General features: G+C 73.0%; 11 protein-coding genes. 7 read left to right on the top strand and 4 right to left on the bottom strand.

The features are described from left to right. Window positions 1–131: 131 nt before the first annotated feature. Window positions 132–1568, bottom strand: a complete 1437-nt coding sequence (locus AB0B01_RS29590) for a PepSY-associated TM helix domain-containing protein (protein WP_361725637.1) — start codon at window positions 1566–1568, stop codon at window positions 132–134. A 68-nt stretch (window positions 1569–1636) separates the two neighbouring features. After that, the gene (locus tag AB0B01_RS29585) at window positions 1637–2368 is read right to left on the bottom strand and encodes a hypothetical protein (RefSeq protein ID WP_361725634.1); all 732 of its coding nucleotides are present in this window, start codon (window positions 2366–2368) and stop codon (window positions 1637–1639) included. An 87-nt stretch (window positions 2369–2455) separates the two neighbouring features. On the opposite strand from AB0B01_RS29585, the gene AB0B01_RS29580 reads away from it, so the two are divergent. The 7 genes from AB0B01_RS29580 to AB0B01_RS29550 all read left to right on the top strand — a co-directional run bounded on the left by AB0B01_RS29580 (window position 2456) and on the right by AB0B01_RS29550 (window position 9277). Further along, the gene (locus AB0B01_RS29580) at window positions 2456–3058 is read left to right on the top strand and encodes a rhomboid-like protein (protein ID WP_361725631.1); all 603 of its coding nucleotides are present in this window, start codon (window positions 2456–2458) and stop codon (window positions 3056–3058) included. A gap of 31 nt (window positions 3059–3089) precedes the next feature. Further along, window positions 3090–3890, top strand: a complete 801-nt coding sequence (locus AB0B01_RS29575; RefSeq protein WP_361725628.1) for a tyrosine-protein phosphatase — start codon at window positions 3090–3092, stop codon at window positions 3888–3890. Between the two features lie 153 nt (window positions 3891–4043). Then, window positions 4044–5963, top strand: a complete 1920-nt coding sequence (locus AB0B01_RS29570; protein WP_361725640.1) for a hypothetical protein — start codon at window positions 4044–4046, stop codon at window positions 5961–5963. Between the two features lie 83 nt (window positions 5964–6046). Continuing rightward, a complete protein-coding gene (locus AB0B01_RS29565) occupies window positions 6047–6943 on the top strand; it encodes a metal-dependent hydrolase (protein WP_361725626.1) in 897 nt (298 codons plus the stop codon). Next, entirely contained in the window at window positions 6940–7986 is a 1047-nt protein-coding gene (locus AB0B01_RS29560; protein ID WP_361725623.1) for a PDR/VanB family oxidoreductase, read from the top strand. Before AB0B01_RS29565 ends, AB0B01_RS29560 begins: the two co-directional genes overlap by 4 nt. A 31-nt stretch (window positions 7987–8017) precedes the next feature. Beyond that, window positions 8018–8716, top strand: a complete 699-nt coding sequence (locus tag AB0B01_RS29555) for a TetR/AcrR family transcriptional regulator (RefSeq protein ID WP_361725620.1) — start codon at window positions 8018–8020, stop codon at window positions 8714–8716. A gap of 24 nt (window positions 8717–8740) precedes the next feature. Further along, window positions 8741–9277 (top strand): GNAT family protein, encoded by a 537-nt coding sequence (locus tag AB0B01_RS29550; RefSeq protein WP_361725617.1) that lies wholly within the window; start codon window positions 8741–8743, stop codon window positions 9275–9277. Here AB0B01_RS29550 and pulA read toward each other — a convergent pair. Both pulA and AB0B01_RS29540 read right to left on the bottom strand, forming a co-directional pair. Beyond that, complete coding sequence (gene pulA / locus AB0B01_RS29545) at window positions 9264–14624, bottom strand: pullulanase-type alpha-1,6-glucosidase (protein ID WP_361725614.1); 5361 nt, start codon at window positions 14622–14624, stop codon at window positions 9264–9266. The genes AB0B01_RS29550 and pulA overlap by 14 nt on opposite strands. Before the next feature lie 102 nt (window positions 14625–14726). Continuing rightward, window positions 14727–16433, bottom strand: a complete 1707-nt coding sequence (locus AB0B01_RS29540) for a carbohydrate-binding module family 20 domain-containing protein (RefSeq protein ID WP_361725611.1) — start codon at window positions 16431–16433, stop codon at window positions 14727–14729. Window positions 16434–16884: the final 451 nt, after the last annotated feature.

Below are 16884 nucleotides of genomic sequence, written 5' to 3'. Positions count from 1 at the left end.
CCTCTGGGCGCTGGTGTGGCTTGGCCGGGTGGAGTCCCACGGGCCCTAGCCGGATTTGTGGGGGGGGGGCGGGGGGGAGGCCCGGTACTCCCGCTGCGGGAGTACGGGCCCACCGGCCGGCCCGCGCCGGACTAGGCGGCCTTGGCGCGGTGCGCCGCCACCGCTCCCAGCAGTACGTCGACCGCGAGGAAGGCGATCAGGCTGATGCCGAGCAGCGGCACGAACCAGCCGACCACCGCCGTCACCGCGGCGAGCGGGAGCAGCATCGTCAGCGGCGCCTTCCGCCAGGCGCCGCGCGGTTGGGCACGGCCGACCGAGAACGTGCGCTCCTTGGTGGGCCGGCGCAGCCACCACATCCGGTAGCCCCAGACGACGAGGAACATCAGGGCCACGGCCAGCGCGGCCAGGGCGATCTGGTTGGCGAGGCCGAAGGTCTGGCCCATGTGCAGGTCGATGCCGAAGTGGGTGAGCTGGGCGAGCACGGGATGGTTGGAGAACCGCAGGACGTCCATGACCTTGCCGTCGGCCGGGTCGACGGCGACGGAGTCCAGGTGCACGGGCACCTGCTTGTCCTTCTCCTTGACCACGTAGCCCTTGCCCTTGGCCGGGAGGGTCACCTGGAGCTGCTCGGTGATCCCGGCGGCGCGGGCCGCGGCCACGGCCCTGTCGATGCCGATGTCGGCGGTGGGCGCCGGCGGGGGCATCTCCATGCCCTCGGTCATCACGTGCCCGGCGTGCTCGCCGCCCCCGTCGGCGCCCGCCCCGGCGGCGAGGGAGGCGGAGACGGAGGGGGTGGCTCCGCCGAGGCGGTCCTGCAGCTGCCCGATGTTCTCGCCGGCGTACTTCGACCAGGTCAGGCCGGTGGCGGAGAGGGCGACGAGCCCGGTGACGGCCCAGAGGCCGACGGCCCCGTGCCAGGAGAGGGTCTTGCGGCGCCCGGTGGCGGCCCGGTCGGGCAGGACGAGGCGGGCCTTGCGGGAGCGGCGGCGGCCGATCCACAGGGCGAGGCCGCCGAGGGCGACCACCCACAGCCAGCTCGCAGCGAGCTCGCTGTAGTTCCGGCCGAACTCCCCGAGGTGGAGGTTGGAGTGGAACTCGCTGAGCCAGGCGCGCAGCGGCAGTGCGTCGGAGGAGGTGGTGAGCCGTCCGTTCACATGGGCCGTGTAGGGGTCCACGAAGACGGTGAGGTTCTCGCCCTCCGCGAGGCCGGGTTTCTCCATGACCACGCGGGTGGTCGCCTCGGCGTCGGGCGCGGGCCACACGGACACGACCTTGCCGTCGGGGGCGGCGGCCTTCGCTGCCGCGACCTGGGTACCGAGGGGGAGGGCGCTGTCGCCGACGCGGGCGACGGTGAGCTGGTCGGCGTAGAGGATCTTCTCGGCCTGCCAGGAGGCGGAGTACAGCAGTCCGGTGGCGGCCGCGACGAACAGCAGCGGGGCCATGAAGATCCCGGCGTAGAAGTGCAGGCGCAGGAGCAGGGGCCGTATGGCGGCCCAGGTGCCGGCCTTGGGCGCGGTTGCGGGTGCATCGGCGTCCGGGATGCGGACGCCGACCTCGTCAAGGGACATGAGGGTCCTAGGTGTTGGCGAAGACATGGGTGATCGGCCCCCAGGTCTCGCCGTGGCGCGTGCGTCCGTCAGACGCAGGCGCGGGTGGGCCGGCCGGGGGCCGTGGCGCGGATGTCCCGCCTCCGCGGCGGCCCGCGGCGCACCAGGGCATGCGCGTGTACGGCTCCGCGCAGCCGGCGCGGGCGTGCGTACGAGGGCCGGGGCGCGGGTCGCCCCGGTACGGGGGCCGGCCGCGTCCGCACCAGCGCGACGGCGCGGGCGAGCGGACGGGCCGCCAACAGGGCGGCGGCGCCGAGGACTCCGGCCAACCGGAACACCGTGGCCTCGCCCCAGGCGAGCCAGGCCGCGCAGAGCAGGCCGGCGAGCAGGTGGGCGAGCAGCATCCCGAACCCGCCGTCCCCGACCAGCCCGTCGAGCGCGCCGAGCGCGCCGAGCCCGTCCCGCGGATGCCCGGCCGTTCCGGCTGCCTCGTGCATGCCGTGCAGGGAGTGCAGGGAGTGCATCCCGGCCGCCCCCTCCATGCCCTCCATGCCCTCCATGCCGTGGCCGCTCCCCGCCGAAGGGGCCGGTGCCGTGGTGGAGAAGACGAGGTGGAGGAGGGTCTGGACCGTGAGCAGGGCCGCGGTGATGCCCGCGGGGCCCCGGCGGCGGGCGGCGGCCGGCCAGGCGAGGGCTCCGGTCACCGCGAAAGCGCCCAGAAGCCCCCATACAGGGACGTCCGTACCGGACATGTGCGCATGCCCCGTCGCACCCAATGCGGTGCACACCGCCGCGAACAACGCGGTCCGTGCGGCGCGCATCGGCGCGGGGCTCCCAGACATGACCGGGACATGCTCGCATGCGGACCCGGTGCCGTTCGACGGAGACCCCTGTCCGATCATGGTCCGGTGAATCCATTGTCATGGCCACCACCTTTCGCGGGCGCCGCGTACACCGGCGGGGTCCAGCTCGGGGCGTACGCCCTGGAGCGGATGGCGGCGGCGGACCGGGAACGGCTGCTGCGGCGCTGCTCGACGAATGTCGACAATCTCGACGCCGGCCACTGGGAGACGGTCCTGACCAGCGCCCTCGTCGTCGAGGAGCCGATGCCGCTGTCGTACGCGCTGCTCCTCGTCGCGGTGCTCGGGTACGCGGAGTACGCCCACGGGGCCTGGTGGACGGCCGCGGTGTTCCTGTTCGGGCACACCGCGGCGACGCTCCTCGTCTACGGCGTGCTGCGCCGGACGGCCGGCCCGGCCACCCGCAGGGCCCTGGACGTCGGGACCAGCTACGGGTTCAACGCCGTGCTCGGCGCACTGACCTCCGCGCTGCCGCGCGGGCCGGTCCGTACCGCCGTCCGGGTGGGGCTGCTGGCGCTCGCCGCGCAGCCGGTGCTGGCGCGGAAGCGGACGTTCACGGACGCCGGGCACCTGGCGGCCCTGGGGATCGGCGTCGGGATTTCCCTGGTGCTCGATTACCTATCCCCACCGAAACACCTGAAAATCGGATGAATACGACGCGCCCACCGCTGGAGCTGCCACGATGACCGCCACCGCCACCCCTTCCACCACCGTCGCCAACCTCCGCGACCTCGGCGGCACCCCGCTGTCCGGCGGCCGCACCGTCCGCCCCGGCCTGGTCCTGCGCTCGGGCCAGCTCGACCGGCTCGACGTGGACGCCGACCCGGCCGTTGCCGCGCTGGGCCTGCGTACGGTCATCGACTTCCGCACCGCGGCCGAGCGCGCCGACTACCCGGACCGGGTGCCGGACGGCGCCCGCCTGCTGGTCCAGGACGTGCTCGCCGACATGCTGAGCTCCGGCCGGATACCGGCCGCCACACAGCTCAAGGACCTGCTGTCCGACCCGGCGCGGGCGGAGGAGCACCTCGGCGCGGGCAAGGCCCAGGCCCTGTTCCAGGACACCTACCGGTCCTTCGTGCGGACCAACTCCGGCCAGGCGGCGTATGCGGTGCTGCTCACCGAGCTGGCCGATCCGCAAGCCGGCCCGCTGCTGTTCCACTGCACGGCCGGCAAGGACCGTACGGGCTGGGGCGCGACGGTGGTCCTGTCGCTGCTCGGCGCGGACGAGGACACCCTGATGGCCGAATACCTCTCCGTCAATCCGGCGGTCAAGCAGGCCTTCGCACGGCTGATCGAGGGCTTCACGATGGCCGGCGGCGACCCGGAGATCGCGCTGGCGCTGATCGGGGTGTTCCCCTCGTACCTGGAAGCCGCGCTGGACGAGGTCGCCCTGCGGTACGGATCCATGGAGAAGTACGTCCGCGAGGGGCTCGGCGTGTCGGACCAGACGGTCGAGGCGATGCGCGCCCGCCTGGTGGTCTGAGGCCCTCCCGGGGCACCCGGCGCGGTTCCCCGTCCCGGGGCGCCCCGCCGCGGCAGCCGGGGGATTCGTACAGCGGACGGGTGACCATCCGACGATTCGCTCGTTCTGCTGAACGTGACTGCGCCGGATACCGCCACCCGCCCCTCGTCTCCCGTGTCGCCCGTGCCCGACGTCGAGCAGGCCGAGGCCGCCATCGTCGAGCACTATCCGCGGCTGGTACGGCTCGCCTACCTGGTGCTGCCGCCCGCCTTCGGCCGCAACCGGCGCGTGCTCACCGCCCACGCGCTGACGCAGCGGGCACTGCCACGCGGGCGGCGCGCGAGTGAGGTCTCAGCCGCCGCCGCGGCGGCCGTGACCGTGCAGGGCGGGGTGCCGGGCCAGCGGGCCGGGGTCGCGGGCACCGACGCCGGGTACGCGTACGTGCGGGCGCGGGTGCTGCGTGCAGCCCTGGAGGCCGGGATCCCCCTGACGTTCCGGGCGCTGCCCCGGCGGGCGCAGTTGCCCGTGCTGCTCCCCCAGGTGTGGGGCCTGCGGCTGTTCCCGCGCTCCGGCGGCGCCGAGGAACTGGCCCTGGACCAGTGGCTGGCCACCCTCGACGGGCCCGGCCGGGCGGCCTGCGTGCTGCGGGCCCTGGAGCGGCTGCCGGAGCCGGAGGTGCTGCGGTTGCTGGCCGAGGCGGGGGTCGCGAACCCGGCCGCCGCGGTCGCGGAATCGGGGGATCCGGCGCATGACGCCCTGTTCGCGTCCCCCGAGTTCGATCCCTGCGTCCTCCAGGCGCGGCCCACCGATCTGCTGCGGCGGCGCCGTTTCGCGCGGGCCGCGCTGGCAGCCGGGGCCGCCCTCACCGTGTGCGCGGCCCTGCTCGCGCTGCCGGGCGGCGGCTGGGGCGCCGACGGGGCCGCGGCGCCGGCGTACGCGAAGAACCCGGCGGCGGAGCAGGCCCTGGACCCGGCGAAACTGGTCCGGGTCGCGCCCACGCTCTGGCGTACGTCCTCCCGTACGGACTTCTCCGCCTGGCCCGCCCGGGGGGACCGGATCGGTGACACCGCACTACTGCGCCGGGCGCTGGCCGTGTGGGCCCGGCCCGGCTCCTCCGTGGTGGCCTCGGCCACCCCCGGCACACCGCCCGGGCCGCCGATGGGACCGCCGCAGCTGCTGTACGCGGGCACCGTCGACCAGGCCGTGGTGGTCCTGCTCTACGACGGCCTGCGCGTGGTCCGGTACGCCGAACCGCGCGCCGGCACCTCGGTCGCCGCCCTCGACTTCGCCCGCACGGACGGCGCCTCCGCGGACACCGCCACGGCTCTGGTCCTGAGCCGGGTCGACGGCAACGTGCGCTACCTGACCGCGCCCTGGATCACGGGCGCGGTCGAGCGGGACCTGCTCAAGCCGGGCGAGGCGCCGACGGCCCTGAAGCTGAGCCCGGACGGGGTCACCCCGCCGGTGGCGAGCCCCGCTCCGGCGGGCGGCTGTACCGGCTGGAACGCGCTGGCGCTGACCGGGGACGGGGCGACCCGGCTGATCACCGACCTCGGGGAGCTCACCCCGGCCCGACTGACCTCGGGCGCGCCGGGCGCCGAGCGCGATGTGACGGAGGGCGCGGAGCTCGGCGACTGGTCCCGCATCGCCTGCCTCCTTTCGTCGGTCCGCTCGCACGGGGTGCGTACGGTCAACGCCTGGACGTACGCGAAGCAGCCGCTGCCCGAGGGTGAGGGCACGGCGACCTGGCTGTGCACGCGCGCGGAGACCTGGACGGGCACGCAGGACCGGGTGCAGGCGCAGTTCCTGACCCCGGGCGCCCCGCTGGCGGCGCAGGCGGCGAAGGCGGAGGGCTCGCGGGCGTGCGGACCGCGGGAGCCGCGGGTGCTGGCGGGCGTGCTGTGGAAGTCCAAGGCCGGCCAGTGGTACGTCCTGGCGGCGGGCAGCGCGCAGTTCGCCTCGCTGTCGGTGTCGGGCGGCGGGGTGAGCGGGGCGGCGACGGGCAACCGGCTCGCGGTGAAGGCCCCGGAGGGGGCGCAGGTCGACCTGGCGGGCAGGCTCACGGACGGGACGAAGGCGGGCGTCCTGCGGTAGTCCGGCCGGGCGGAGGGGCGCTTGCGGGAAGTGGGCGGTGCAGAGGGGTTTTCCTCCCTGCTACCCCTCAGTACATTGACGCCATGTCTAATACGCCGCCTGCGCCCGCCCCCGTGGTGTCGGAACACATAGACCTGAAGCCGCGCAACGTGTCCTTCGGCTGGGAGGACACCCCGCTCCACTGGCTGCCCGGCGACCCGTTCGCCACGCACACCATCAACGTGCTGCACCTGTTGCTGCCCGCGGGCGAGCGCTGGTTCGTGCACGTCTACAAGCAGGTGCTCCCCTACATCAAGGACGAGCAACTGCGCGCGGACGTGGTCGGCTTCATCGGCCAGGAGGCCATGCACGCCGCCGCGCACGACGAGGTACTGCCCCACCTGAAGCGGCTGGGCCTGGACCCGACCCCGTACACGGCGCAGGTGGACTGGCTCTTCGAGAAGCTGCTCGGCGACCGGACCCTGCCGCCCGGCAGGGCCCGGCACTGGTGGCTCATGGAGCGGGTCGCGCTGATCGCGGCGATCGAGCACTACACGGCCTTCCTCGGCGACTGGGTGCTCAACGCCGAGGAGTTGGACCGGCGGGGCGCCGATCCGGTGATGCTCGACCTGCTGCGCTGGCACGGCGCGGAGGAGGTCGAGCACCGGTCGGTGGCCTTCGACCTGTTCATGCACGTGGACGGCAGCTACCGCCGCCGGGCCCGAACCTGGGCCACCGCCTTCACCGCGCTGGTGTTCCTGTGGCAGCGCGGCGCCCGGTTCTTCATGGAGAACGACCCGGAGCTGCCCGGCGCCAAGGCCTCCCTGGGTCAGTTCGTCCGGGCGGGCCGGCAGGGCACGCTCCCCTCGACGGGCGCGATGCTCAGGTCGATCCCGACCTACCTCTCCCGTACGTACCACCCCTCCCAGGAGGGCTCGACGGCCCAGGCCGTGGCCTACCTGGCCTCCTCGCCCGGCGCGAACGGCGGTGCCGGGGCATGAGCCGCACGTGGAAGGTGGCCGCGCTGGCGGGCGCGGCGCTGTTGACCCGCCGCGCCCTGCGGCGCCGCATCGCCCGCTCCCCCCTGTGGCCCCTCCCGGCGCTGGAGACCCCGGTCTCCGGGTACTCCCCGCGCCGGTGGCTGCGCGCGCCGATCGTCTCCCGCACGGAGCCGGCGGAGGGAGTTCTGCAGCTCGTCCTGGAATCCGCGGACCTCCCGCCCTGGACGCCGGGTGCGCATGTCGACGTACGGCTCCCCTCGGGCCTGGTCCGCCAGTACTCGCTGTGCGGCGACCCTGCGGACACGGGCCGCTACACGATCGCGATCCGCCGGATCGAGGACGGCCGCGGCGGCTCCCTTGAGGCGCACGCCCAGCTGGTGGAGGGCGCGGAACTGGAACTGCGCCCGCCGCGCAACCGCTTCGAGCTGGTCCCCGCTCCCTCGTACGCCTTCGTCGCGGGCGGCATCGGCATCACCCCGATCCTCCCGATGCTCCGCGCGGCCACCGCGGCGGGCGCCGACTGGACCCTGCTCTACGGCGGCCGCACCCGCGCCTCGATGCCGTTCCTCGCCGAACTGGGGGCGTACGGCCCGGGGGTCACGATCGCCCCGGAGGACGAGACGGGCCTCCCGGACCTGACACCCCTCGCCACGACCGGCCCCGCCACCCCGATCTACTGCTGCGGCCCGGACGGACTGATGGCGGCGGTCCAGGCGGCGGCCCCCGCGGACACCCCGGTCCACCTGGAACGCTTCGCCCCGGCCGGCTCGACGGCCCCGGCGCGGCCCTTCACCGTCGAACTCCACCGCTCGGGCCGCACGATCGAGGTCGCGGCGGACGAATCCGCCCTGGCAGCGGTCCGTCGGGTACTCCCCGCCACCCCGTACTCCTGCGAACAGGGCTTCTGCGGCACCTGCCAACACCGTGTCCTCGCAGGCGAGGTGGACCACCGCGACGAACTCCTCACGGACCGGGAACGCGAGGACACCATGCTCCTGTGCGTCTCCCGCGCCACCTCCGACCACCTGGTCCTCGACCTCTGACCTGTGGCGCGCGCCCAGTAGGGTGTCCCGCATGACAACCGGGGTGCGGCGCAGGATGGGTGTCGAGGAGCGGCGGCAGCAGCTGATCGGGGTGGCCCTGGAGCTGTTCAGCAACCGCTCGCCCGACGATGTGTCCATCGATGAGATCGCGGCGGCCGCAGGGATATCGCGGCCGCTCGTCTACCACTACTTTCCGGGCAAGTTGAGCCTGTACGAGGCCGCCCTGCGGCGGGCCGCCGACGAGCTCGCGCAGCGGTTCGTGGAGCCACAGGAAGGACCGCTCGGGGCTCGGCTGCTGCGGGTGATGGGGCGGTTCTTCGCGTTCGTCGACGACCACGGGCCCGGTTTCTCGGCGCTGATGCGCGGGGGGCCCGCCGTCGGGAGCACGCGGACCAACGCCATGATCGACGAGGTCCGGCAGGCCGCGTACGAGGAGATCCTGCGCCACCTCGGGATCGAGGAGCCGCCCGCGCGGCTTGCGCTCGTCGTGCGCTCGTGGGTCTCGCTCGCCGAGTCCACGGCGCTGATCTGGCTGGAGAACCGGGAGATCCCGCGGGCCGAGCTGGAGCTGCAGCTCGTGCACGACTTCGCCGCGCTGGCCGCCGTGAGCGCCGCCTACGACGCCGAGATGGCGGGCATCATGGGGCGGATCCTGGCCGGTGAACCGGCTGACGGGCCCTTCGGCGAGCTGGTCGCACGACTGGTCGGGCTGGTGCCCTCCCCCAGGTGATCATCGTCGCGTGATAATACGCGCGTGATCAATGAAGAGGGGATCCTGTTCCGGCCCGCCGCGGAGAAGGACGCCGGCACGCTGGTGGCGCTGTACGACCAGGCCGCCCGCTGGATGCAGAAGAACGGCATCGACCAGTGGAAGCCCGGCGAGCGGGACACCGCGCACTTCCTGGCGAGGATGCGCGAGGGCGAGGTGTGGCTCGCCGGGGACGCCGACAAGCGGATCATCGGGGCGTACGAGCTGTGGTGGTCCGACGAGGACGCCTGGGGCGTGCAGCCCCCCGTCGCGGGCTACGTGCACCGGCTGATGGTGCAGCGCGCGACCGCGCCCGCCGGGGCCGGGCGGCGGATGCTCGAACACGCCGAGCGGCGGATCGCCAGGTCCGGACTTGCGCGGGCGCGGCTCGACTGCGTCTCCACCAACCCCCGGCTGCTCGCGTACTACCAGGGTGCGGGCTACCGGGTGGTCGGGGAGTTCCCCCACAAGGAGGGGAAGGACGGCCGGGTGTACGGGGTGGTCCTGCTGGAGAAGCGGCTCGATCAGCTCACCGTCGTGTGAGGTTCCGGGTGAAGACGGCGACCGTGCGGGCCGGGGCGGTGAACTCCCCCGTCCGTGCGTCGTACGTCGACTGCCTGACCGTGGCGTCGGAGCCCGCCTCCTGCACCGGGTGCAGCGCGTAGGCGGTGCCCGCGAGGGCCGGGATGCGCTGGGCCTGCGCGGTGGGGGTGGCGTTGAAGACCACCACCAGGTCGCCCAGGGCCATGGTGATCACACCCGGGGTCTCGTCCGTGCCGGAGAGGGGGAAGGCCAGCCCCTTCTGGACCGCCTCGGCCGAGGCGAGGGAGAACGCCGGTTCCGTCGTACGGATCCTCAGCAGGTCGCGGTAGGCCGCCGAGGCGCCTTCGATGTCGGCGCAGTTCGGGACCGGTCCGGTCAGCAGCGGCTTGGCGTACGGCCACTTCGAGCGGTTGTCGGCGGCCTGCGGCAGGCCGCGGCCGAAGCCGTTGCCGTCGCGGCAGTCCCAGTGGATCGCGTTGAACCAGTCGCCGCTGTCGTAGGAGTTGCGGTCCAGGGACTTCGAGCGGAGCAGGTCCGTGCCCGCCTGGGACAGGGCCGGGCCCTGGGAGAGCGCGGCCACGGACATCGCGAGGACCTGCATCCGGGCCCGGTCGGCGGTGGAGGTGCCCTGGGGCAGCTTGTACGTCAGGGCGTCGGCCAGCGATTCGTTGTCGTGGGCGTCCACGTAGGCCAGTGCGTCGCCGGGCGCCGCCGCGTAGCCGGCCGGGGCACCGTTGTAGTCCACCTGCGAGCCCTTGGTGCGGCGGCCCGAGGTGTCCGTGAAGGCGTACGAGGCGAGGTGGCCGCTCAGCCCGACCTTGATCAGGTCCTGGGAGTGCAGCAGCCGGGCCCGCTGCTCGGCCGGGGTGCCGTTCGCCGGGGAGCCGTTCGGCGCGGTGAACAGCCCCGACGCGAAGCCCTGGACGCGCGGGTCCTCGTCGAAGGGGCCGCCGCCGCGGACGGCGTCGCGCGAACGGTCCGCGAAGGTGGCGATGCCGGTGCCGGCCATGTTCTTCTGCGTGGCCTGCACGAAGCGGGCGTCGTCCGCGACCTCGCCGAAGTTCCAGCCTTCTCCGTAGAGGATGATCCGCTTGCCGTCCACGCCGTCCTTCTCGACGGTCAGGGCGTCCAGAGCGGCGCGCACGGCCAGGATGTTGGCCTTCGGGTGGTGGCCCATCAGGTCGAAGCGGAAGCCGTCGACCTTGTACTGCTTGGCCCAGGTGACGATCGAGTCCACGACGAGGCGGCCCATCATGGCGTTCTCGGTGGCGGTGTTGGCGCAGCAGGTGGACGTGGCGACCGCCCCGTCCGGCAGCAGGCGCTGGTAGTAGCCGGGCACGATCCGGTCGAGGACCGACGCGTCCGATTGCCCGGCCGCGGCGGTGTGGTTGTAGACCACGTCCATGACCGTGCGCAGCCCGGCCCCGTTCAGCGACTGGACCATCCTGCGGAACTCGACCGTACGGGCGGTGCCGTTCGGGTCACTGGCGTACGAGCCCTCCGGCACGGTGTAGTGCAGCGGGTCGTAGCCCCAGTTGTAGGCGTCCTTCGCGGCCGCGGCGGCCACGCAGGCCTGCTGCTGCTCGGAGTCGGGGGCGTACACCTTCAGGTCGCAGGCGGGCTCGGTGCGCTCCGAGGCCTTCTCCGGGATGGTGGCGATGTCGAAGGCCGGCAGCAGGTGGACGTACGAGGTGCCGGCGGCGGCCAGGGCGCGCAGGTGCTGCATGCCCGCCGAACCGGTGTCGGTGAAGGCCAGGTACTGGCCGGGGTGCTTGCTGGTGCGGTCCGCGACGGAGAAGTCGCGGATGTGGAGCTCCTGGATCTGCGCCGAGGTGAAGGGCACCGGCGCCGGCTTGCGCAGCTCGCGCCAGCCGGGCGGGGCGAGCTTCGGGTCGGCGAGGTCGACGGCCAGGCTGGAGGCGGAATCGGTGGTCAGGGCCGTGGAGTACGGGTCGGTGACCAGGTTGCGGACGATCTGCCCGGCGCCGGGGGCCCAGACGGTGACGGCGTAACGGTACGGCTTGCCGGCCCAGCCGCGCTCGCCGCGCACCGACCAGACGCCGGTGGTGTCGTCGCGGTGCATGGGAAGGGTACGGCCGTCCAGTTCGAGGGCGACCTGCTGCGCCGTCGGGGCCCAGACCGACAGGGTGGGGCGGCCGTCCTTGAAGACCGGGCCGAGGGCGGTGGCCTTCGCGGCGTTCGCGTAGAGGTCGTCGAGGACGCCTGCGAGCTGGACTCCGGTGGCGGCCAGGACGGCGCCGTTCGCAGCGCGGGCGCTGGCGACGAGCTGGCCGCGCAGGGCGCCTTGGACCCGGTCCCGGTCGCGCGGGTCGACGGTGTAGGCGGCGTAGGAGGCCAGGTGCGGGAACGTCTGCTTCTGGGCGTCGGTCAGCCGGCCTGCGGACAGGCGCAGCCACTGCGCGCGGTCGGTGCCGGTCAGGGCGGCGTTCTCGGCCTTGACCGCGCCGTCCGGGGAGGCGAGGAGCTGGACGGAGGCAGCGGCGGCGGGCGCGTTCCAGGCGAGGGTGTCGCGGTCGATCCAGACGGCCTGGGCCTTGGTGAGGTCGAGGGCGGCGGCCGAGCCGGCGGGCTGCGGGAGCAGGTAAGGGGCCCGGCCGGCCAGCATCCACACCTCGTGGCCGGTGGCCTTGAGGTCCAGGGACTGGTCGGAGGGGAGGTCCTTCTCGTCGCCCTTGTGGAGGATGTAGCTCAGGCTGGTGGCCCCGGCGGCGAGCGAAACCTCGTACACCGCCCCGTAGGAGTCGGTGCGGACGGGCTGGAGCGGCTTGTTCCAGTCGGTGGGGCTCGCGGCGCCGGTCCAGACGTGCAGGCCCCAGCCGTCGTAGGCGCCGTCGGGGCGCTGGTAGTGCAGGACGGCCTTGGCGGGGTCCTGCGGCGGGTAGCCGGGGCGGTCGGTGCGGGCCGCCTCCTGGCCCTGCTCCAGCCAGATCTCGCCGGTCTTGGTCACGTCGATGGTGCGGTCGGCGGCGACGTCCTTGGTGCCGTCCTTGTCGATGACGAGGTAACCGACGGAGGAGGCGCCGGGCTTGAGGCGTACGTAGGCGAAGGCGCCGTACGCGTCGCGGCCGGTGAAGCCGTGGCCGGCGGGCCAGGGCGTGGCTTCGCCGTCGGCGAGGTCACCCCAGGCGTAGAGCCGCCAGTTCGTGTAGTCGCCGTCGGGACGGTGGTAGTGCACGACGGCGTAGTCGCGCTGGGTGGCGGTGGGGACCTCGACGGGCGGGGCCTGGCCGGCGGTGGACGCGGCGAGGGCGCTCGCGGTGTGCCCGGAGGCGTCGACGACGACGGCCTTGTAGCGCAGGGGCGTTCCGGCGGGAGCGGTGACCTGCTGGGTGACCTTGTACGGGGCGTGGTCGGCGGAGCCGAGGACCTGCCACTTCTCCGTGCCGGTCTGCGCGGCGAAGACGACCCGGTTCAGACCGCCGCCGGTGACCTCGGCGGTGAGCTCGACGGTGCCGGTGGCCGCCGCCGGGACCTTGAGGGTGAGGGCGGGCTTGGCCGTGGGGGCGGCGAGGGGGGCGGCGGCCTGGAGGACCACCGAGCCGAGGGCGGGGACGGTGACGGTGAGCTTGCCGGCGGCCGAGGCGCGCAGCAGCGCGGTGCCGCCGTACAGGGTGCGGTACTGGCTGCCGGCCGGGACGTCGAGCTCGACGGTGCGGGGCTCGGCGGCGTTGTTGGCGGCGACGAGGTACTCGGTGCGCGTACGGGTGTCGGTGCGGGCGAAGGCGTAGACGGAGCCGTCGGCGAGACGCTCGCTCTGGACCCCGTCCCGCAGGGCCGGGTGCGCCTTGGTCAGCTTCGAGAGAGCACTGATCTGCTGGTAGAGCGGGTGTCCCGGATCGTAGGCATCGCTCGCATGCGTGCGCACCGTTCCGAGCTGGTCGTCGTCGAGGTAGTCGGCGATCCGCGTGCCGAACAGCGGCTGGCGGGCGTCCTTGTCCCCGCCCGTGCCGGTGAAGCCCTGCTCGTCACCCGAGTACACCACCGGGTTGCCGCGGGAGAAGAACATCAGCTCGTTCGCCAGCCGGTACCGGTCCAGCAGCTCCTGCTCGCCGGCGCCCGGCCGGTCCTGCTTCAGGAAGCTCCCGAAACGGCCCATGTCGTGGTTGCCGAGGAAGGTCACCTGCTCGTAGGCGTTGGCCTTGTCGGTGGTGTACCGGTAGTCGTCGGCGAGCACCCCCGCCAGCCGCCCGGCCGCGGCGCCCTGCGAGGCGTACCCGCGGATCGCGTCCTGCAGCGGGAAGTCGAGGGTGGCGTCGAGGCGGCCGCGCGTCACGTACGGGGAGGTGACCGCGGTGTCCGCGGAGTACACCTCGCCGAACATGAAGAAGTCCTTGCGCCCGTGCCGGGCGGCGTACGCGTCGAGGGCGGTCGCCCACTGCCTCCAGAACCCGGTGTTGACGTGCTTGACCGTATCGATGCGGAAGCCGTCGATCGCGAAGTCCCCGACCCACTTCTCGTAGATCTTCTCCATCCCGCTGACGACCTCGGGACGTTCGGTCCACAGGTCGTCGAGACCGAAGAAGTCACCCTGCTCGGAGGACTCCCCGGCAAAGGTGGAGTCGCCCCGGTTGTGGTACATCGTCGGGTCGTTGAGCCACGCGGGGGCCTTCAGGTTCTTCTTCGCATCGGGCACGAAGGGCGTCCGCGGGAAGGACTCACTGTCCGTCTTGGGGAACTTCCCCTTCCCCTCCGCATAGTCGGCGTCGTCGAAGGGCACCCCGTCCTTGGTCAGATAGGGAAAGGCCCCCTTGGACAGGTAGGAGTACGACTTCTCGCGGTAGTCGACGACATCGGCGGTGTGGTTGGTGATGACGTCGAAGAAGACCTTCATCCCCTTCTTGTGAGCCTTGTCGATCAGCCGCTCCAGATCGGCGTTCGTCCCGAAGTGCGGGTCCACCTGCGTGAAGTCGGTGATCCAGTAGCCGTGGTAGCCGGCCGACACGTCCTCGCCCTTGCCCTGCACCGGCTGGTTCTTGAAGATCGGCGCCATCCAGATGGCGGTCGTGCCGAGCCCCTTGATGTAGTCGAGCCGGTCCGTCAGCCCCTTGAGGTCACCGCCCTGGTAGAAGCCCTTGTCCGTCGGGTCCAGCCCGGTCTCCAGCCGGGTGCCGGTCAGGCCGCCCCGGTCGTTGCGCGAATCGCCGTTCGCGAACCGGTCCGGGAGGACGAAGTAGAACTGCTCCCGGGTCAGGTCGTGCCGCGCGGGCTCGGCGGCCAGTTTCGCGTCCGACGGCGGGGCCGGCGCCTGGGCAGCGGCCGCGGCGGGCAAGGTGGGCAGGAGCGCCGCGGCCAGGGCGGCGGCGAGGACTCCTGCGGCGGGGCGCATCAAGGGGGTTCTCCTTGGTTACGTACAGGGCACGGGATGAGGGCCGCCCGGCGGTGGCAGGGTTCTGGGGTGCCGGGCGGCCCTGGTCTGATGGGGCGGTGGTCAGCTGCGCCAGGTGTCGTTCAGCGCCACCGAGCCGCTCGCCGGGACGGTGGCGGTGCGGTTGGCCCCGCTCTCCCAGGTGGTGTTCCCGGCGGCGTCCTTGCGTACGTACTTGTACGAGAAGGACGTACCGGCCGGCAGGGCCACGTCGAGCTTCCACACCGGGTAGGCCGCCGCGTCGAGCTTCAGGGCGGCGGCGGTGTTCCAGGTGCCCAGGGCCGCCTGGTCGCCGGTGACGTAGATGTTCTGGCCGAGCACGGTGGTGGCATTGACGGCGAAGGACGCCCCGGCCGTCGTCGTCGCAGGCGTACCGCTGCCGCTGCACGTAAGGGCGTTGACGTGCAGGGCGAGGGCCGTACCGGCCCCGAGGGTGGCGGTGAACTGCCCGGAGGAGCCCACCGTCACACTGCGTCCGCTCTGCACGTCGCAGTAGGCGCCCGCCGGCAGGGAGGTCTGGAAGGTGCGGGTCAGGGCCGAGCCCTCGTGGTTGATCGCCACGTACGCCTTGGCTCCGCGCCCGAAGGCGATCTGATCGCCGCCGTTGTCCCACCAGTCGGTGACGGCCTGGCCGCGGGCCGCGTTGCGGAAGGCGACCATGGAGGAGATCTCCCGCCAGGCGTGCTGGCACTTCCAGCCACCGGTGTAGCAGGCGCTCACCGCGCCGCCGTTCGGCGGACCGGCGTCCTTGTCGCTCCACTCGTATCCGGAGTGCACGTCCGGGGACCCGTACGGCCAGGCCAGCATGAACACGCTGGCCAGGGTGTAGGCGGAGCCGTCCTTGTAGGTGAGGGTGTCGCCGACGCGCTCGGTGTCGTGGTTGTCGACGAAGACGGCGGACTGGCCGGAGGGCATGTACCCCCAGCCCTCCCCGAAGTTCTTCAGGTAGGCGAGGTTCTCGTTCTGGAAGACCCGCTTCAGGTCGCGGGCGTAGCGGAACTCCTGCACGTCGCCGTTGCCGAGGTACTCGGTGGGCTGCACCGCCTCGCCGGCGCCGTGGATGACCTCTTGCTTCCAGTAGGCGGACGGGGTGGTCAGCCGGGACTTGATGTTGGCGAGGTCGGCGGCCGGCATGTGCTTGGCGGCGTCGATCCGGAAGCCGTCCACGCCCAGCGACAGCAGGTCGTTCAGGTACCCCGCGATCCGCCCGCGCACGTACTCCTCACCGGTGTCCAGGTCCGCCAGCTGCACGAGCTCGCAGTTCTGGACGTTGGCCCGGTCCTGGTAGGTGGAGATCGTGGCCCGGCAGTCATCCATGTCGGACCCGGAGTAGATCCCCGGGTAGCCGTACTTCGTGTACGAAGACCCGCCCGTCCCGACGCCGTCGCCGGCCGCCATGTGGTTGATCACGGAGTCGGCGACGACCTTCACCCCGGCGGCGTGACAGGTGTCGACCATGGCCTTGAAGGCGGCCCGGTCCCCGAGCCGCCCGGCGATCTTGTAGCTGACGGGCTGGTACGAGGTCCACCACTGGGACCCCTGGACGTGCTCCTGCGGCGGCGACACCTGCACGTACCCGTACCCGGCGGGCCCCAGCGAATCGGTGCAGGCCTTCGCGACGGAGTCGAACCGCCACTCGAACAGGACGGCGGTAACGTCCTTGTCGCCGGGGGTCGCGGCGGCCGCGTGGGGGCCGGTCGCCGTGACGCTCGCGGCGGCAAGGGCAGTGGAGGCCAGCAGGGCTCTGGCCAGTCTTGCGGTGGGGCGCATGCGGGGGTCCTCCTGGCGGAAGAGGCGGGGATTGCAGCGACCGTAGGGGCCCACCGAAGCGCCTGCAAGACCTTGCGCAAGAGATTGCACAATTGTTTCCGGGGCGTGTCCTCCAGGCCAGCGGGGGCTGCTACGCGGAAGGGGGCGGGGGAGGCAGGCGGGGCGGAGGCTTCGGTGGCGGGGTCCCGCGGGCGGGAGCGAAAGGCGGGGCGGAGGCTTCGCGGACGGGGTTCCCGCGGGCAGGAGCGAAAGGCGGGGCGGAGGCTTCGGGGGCCGGGATGCCGCGGGCGGGAGCGAAAGGCGGGGCGGAAGCTTCGGGGGCCGGGATGCCCGCACCCGGCATCAGGGGAGGTCCGGGGGGCGTCCCGTCAGTCCACTGTCCTTCCGTGTCGGTCCGGCCCGTCAAGGGCGCTCCTCCTCGTTCCTCGTCGTCGCGTCGCTTCGCGATGGC

The organism is Streptomyces sp. NPDC044571 (assembly GCF_040647115.1).
Lineage (GTDB): Bacteria > Actinomycetota > Actinomycetes > Streptomycetales > Streptomycetaceae > Streptomyces.
This window is presented reverse-complemented; position numbering and strand designations above follow the sequence as displayed.

What these genes read in the sequence shown, in the direction of transcription:
- AB0B01_RS29575 (WP_361725628.1), top strand. Translation starts at nt 3,090, where the DNA reads ATGACCGCCACCGCCACCCCTTCCACCACCGTCGCCAACCTCCGCGAC.
- AB0B01_RS29585 (WP_361725634.1), bottom strand. Translation starts at nt 2,368, where the DNA reads ATGCGCGCCGCACGGACCGCGTTGTTCGCGGCGGTGTGCACCGCATTG.
- AB0B01_RS29560 (WP_361725623.1), top strand. Translation starts at nt 6,940, where the DNA reads ATGAGCCGCACGTGGAAGGTGGCCGCGCTGGCGGGCGCGGCGCTGTTG.
- pulA (WP_361725614.1), bottom strand. Translation starts at nt 14,624, where the DNA reads ATGCGCCCCGCCGCAGGAGTCCTCGCCGCCGCCCTGGCCGCGGCGCTC.
- AB0B01_RS29555 (WP_361725620.1), top strand. Translation starts at nt 8,018, where the DNA reads ATGACAACCGGGGTGCGGCGCAGGATGGGTGTCGAGGAGCGGCGGCAG.
- AB0B01_RS29565 (WP_361725626.1), top strand. Translation starts at nt 6,047, where the DNA reads ATGTCTAATACGCCGCCTGCGCCCGCCCCCGTGGTGTCGGAACACATA.
- AB0B01_RS29590 (WP_361725637.1), bottom strand. Translation starts at nt 1,568, where the DNA reads ATGTCCCTTGACGAGGTCGGCGTCCGCATCCCGGACGCCGATGCACCC.
- AB0B01_RS29540 (WP_361725611.1), bottom strand. Translation starts at nt 16,433, where the DNA reads ATGCGCCCCACCGCAAGACTGGCCAGAGCCCTGCTGGCCTCCACTGCC.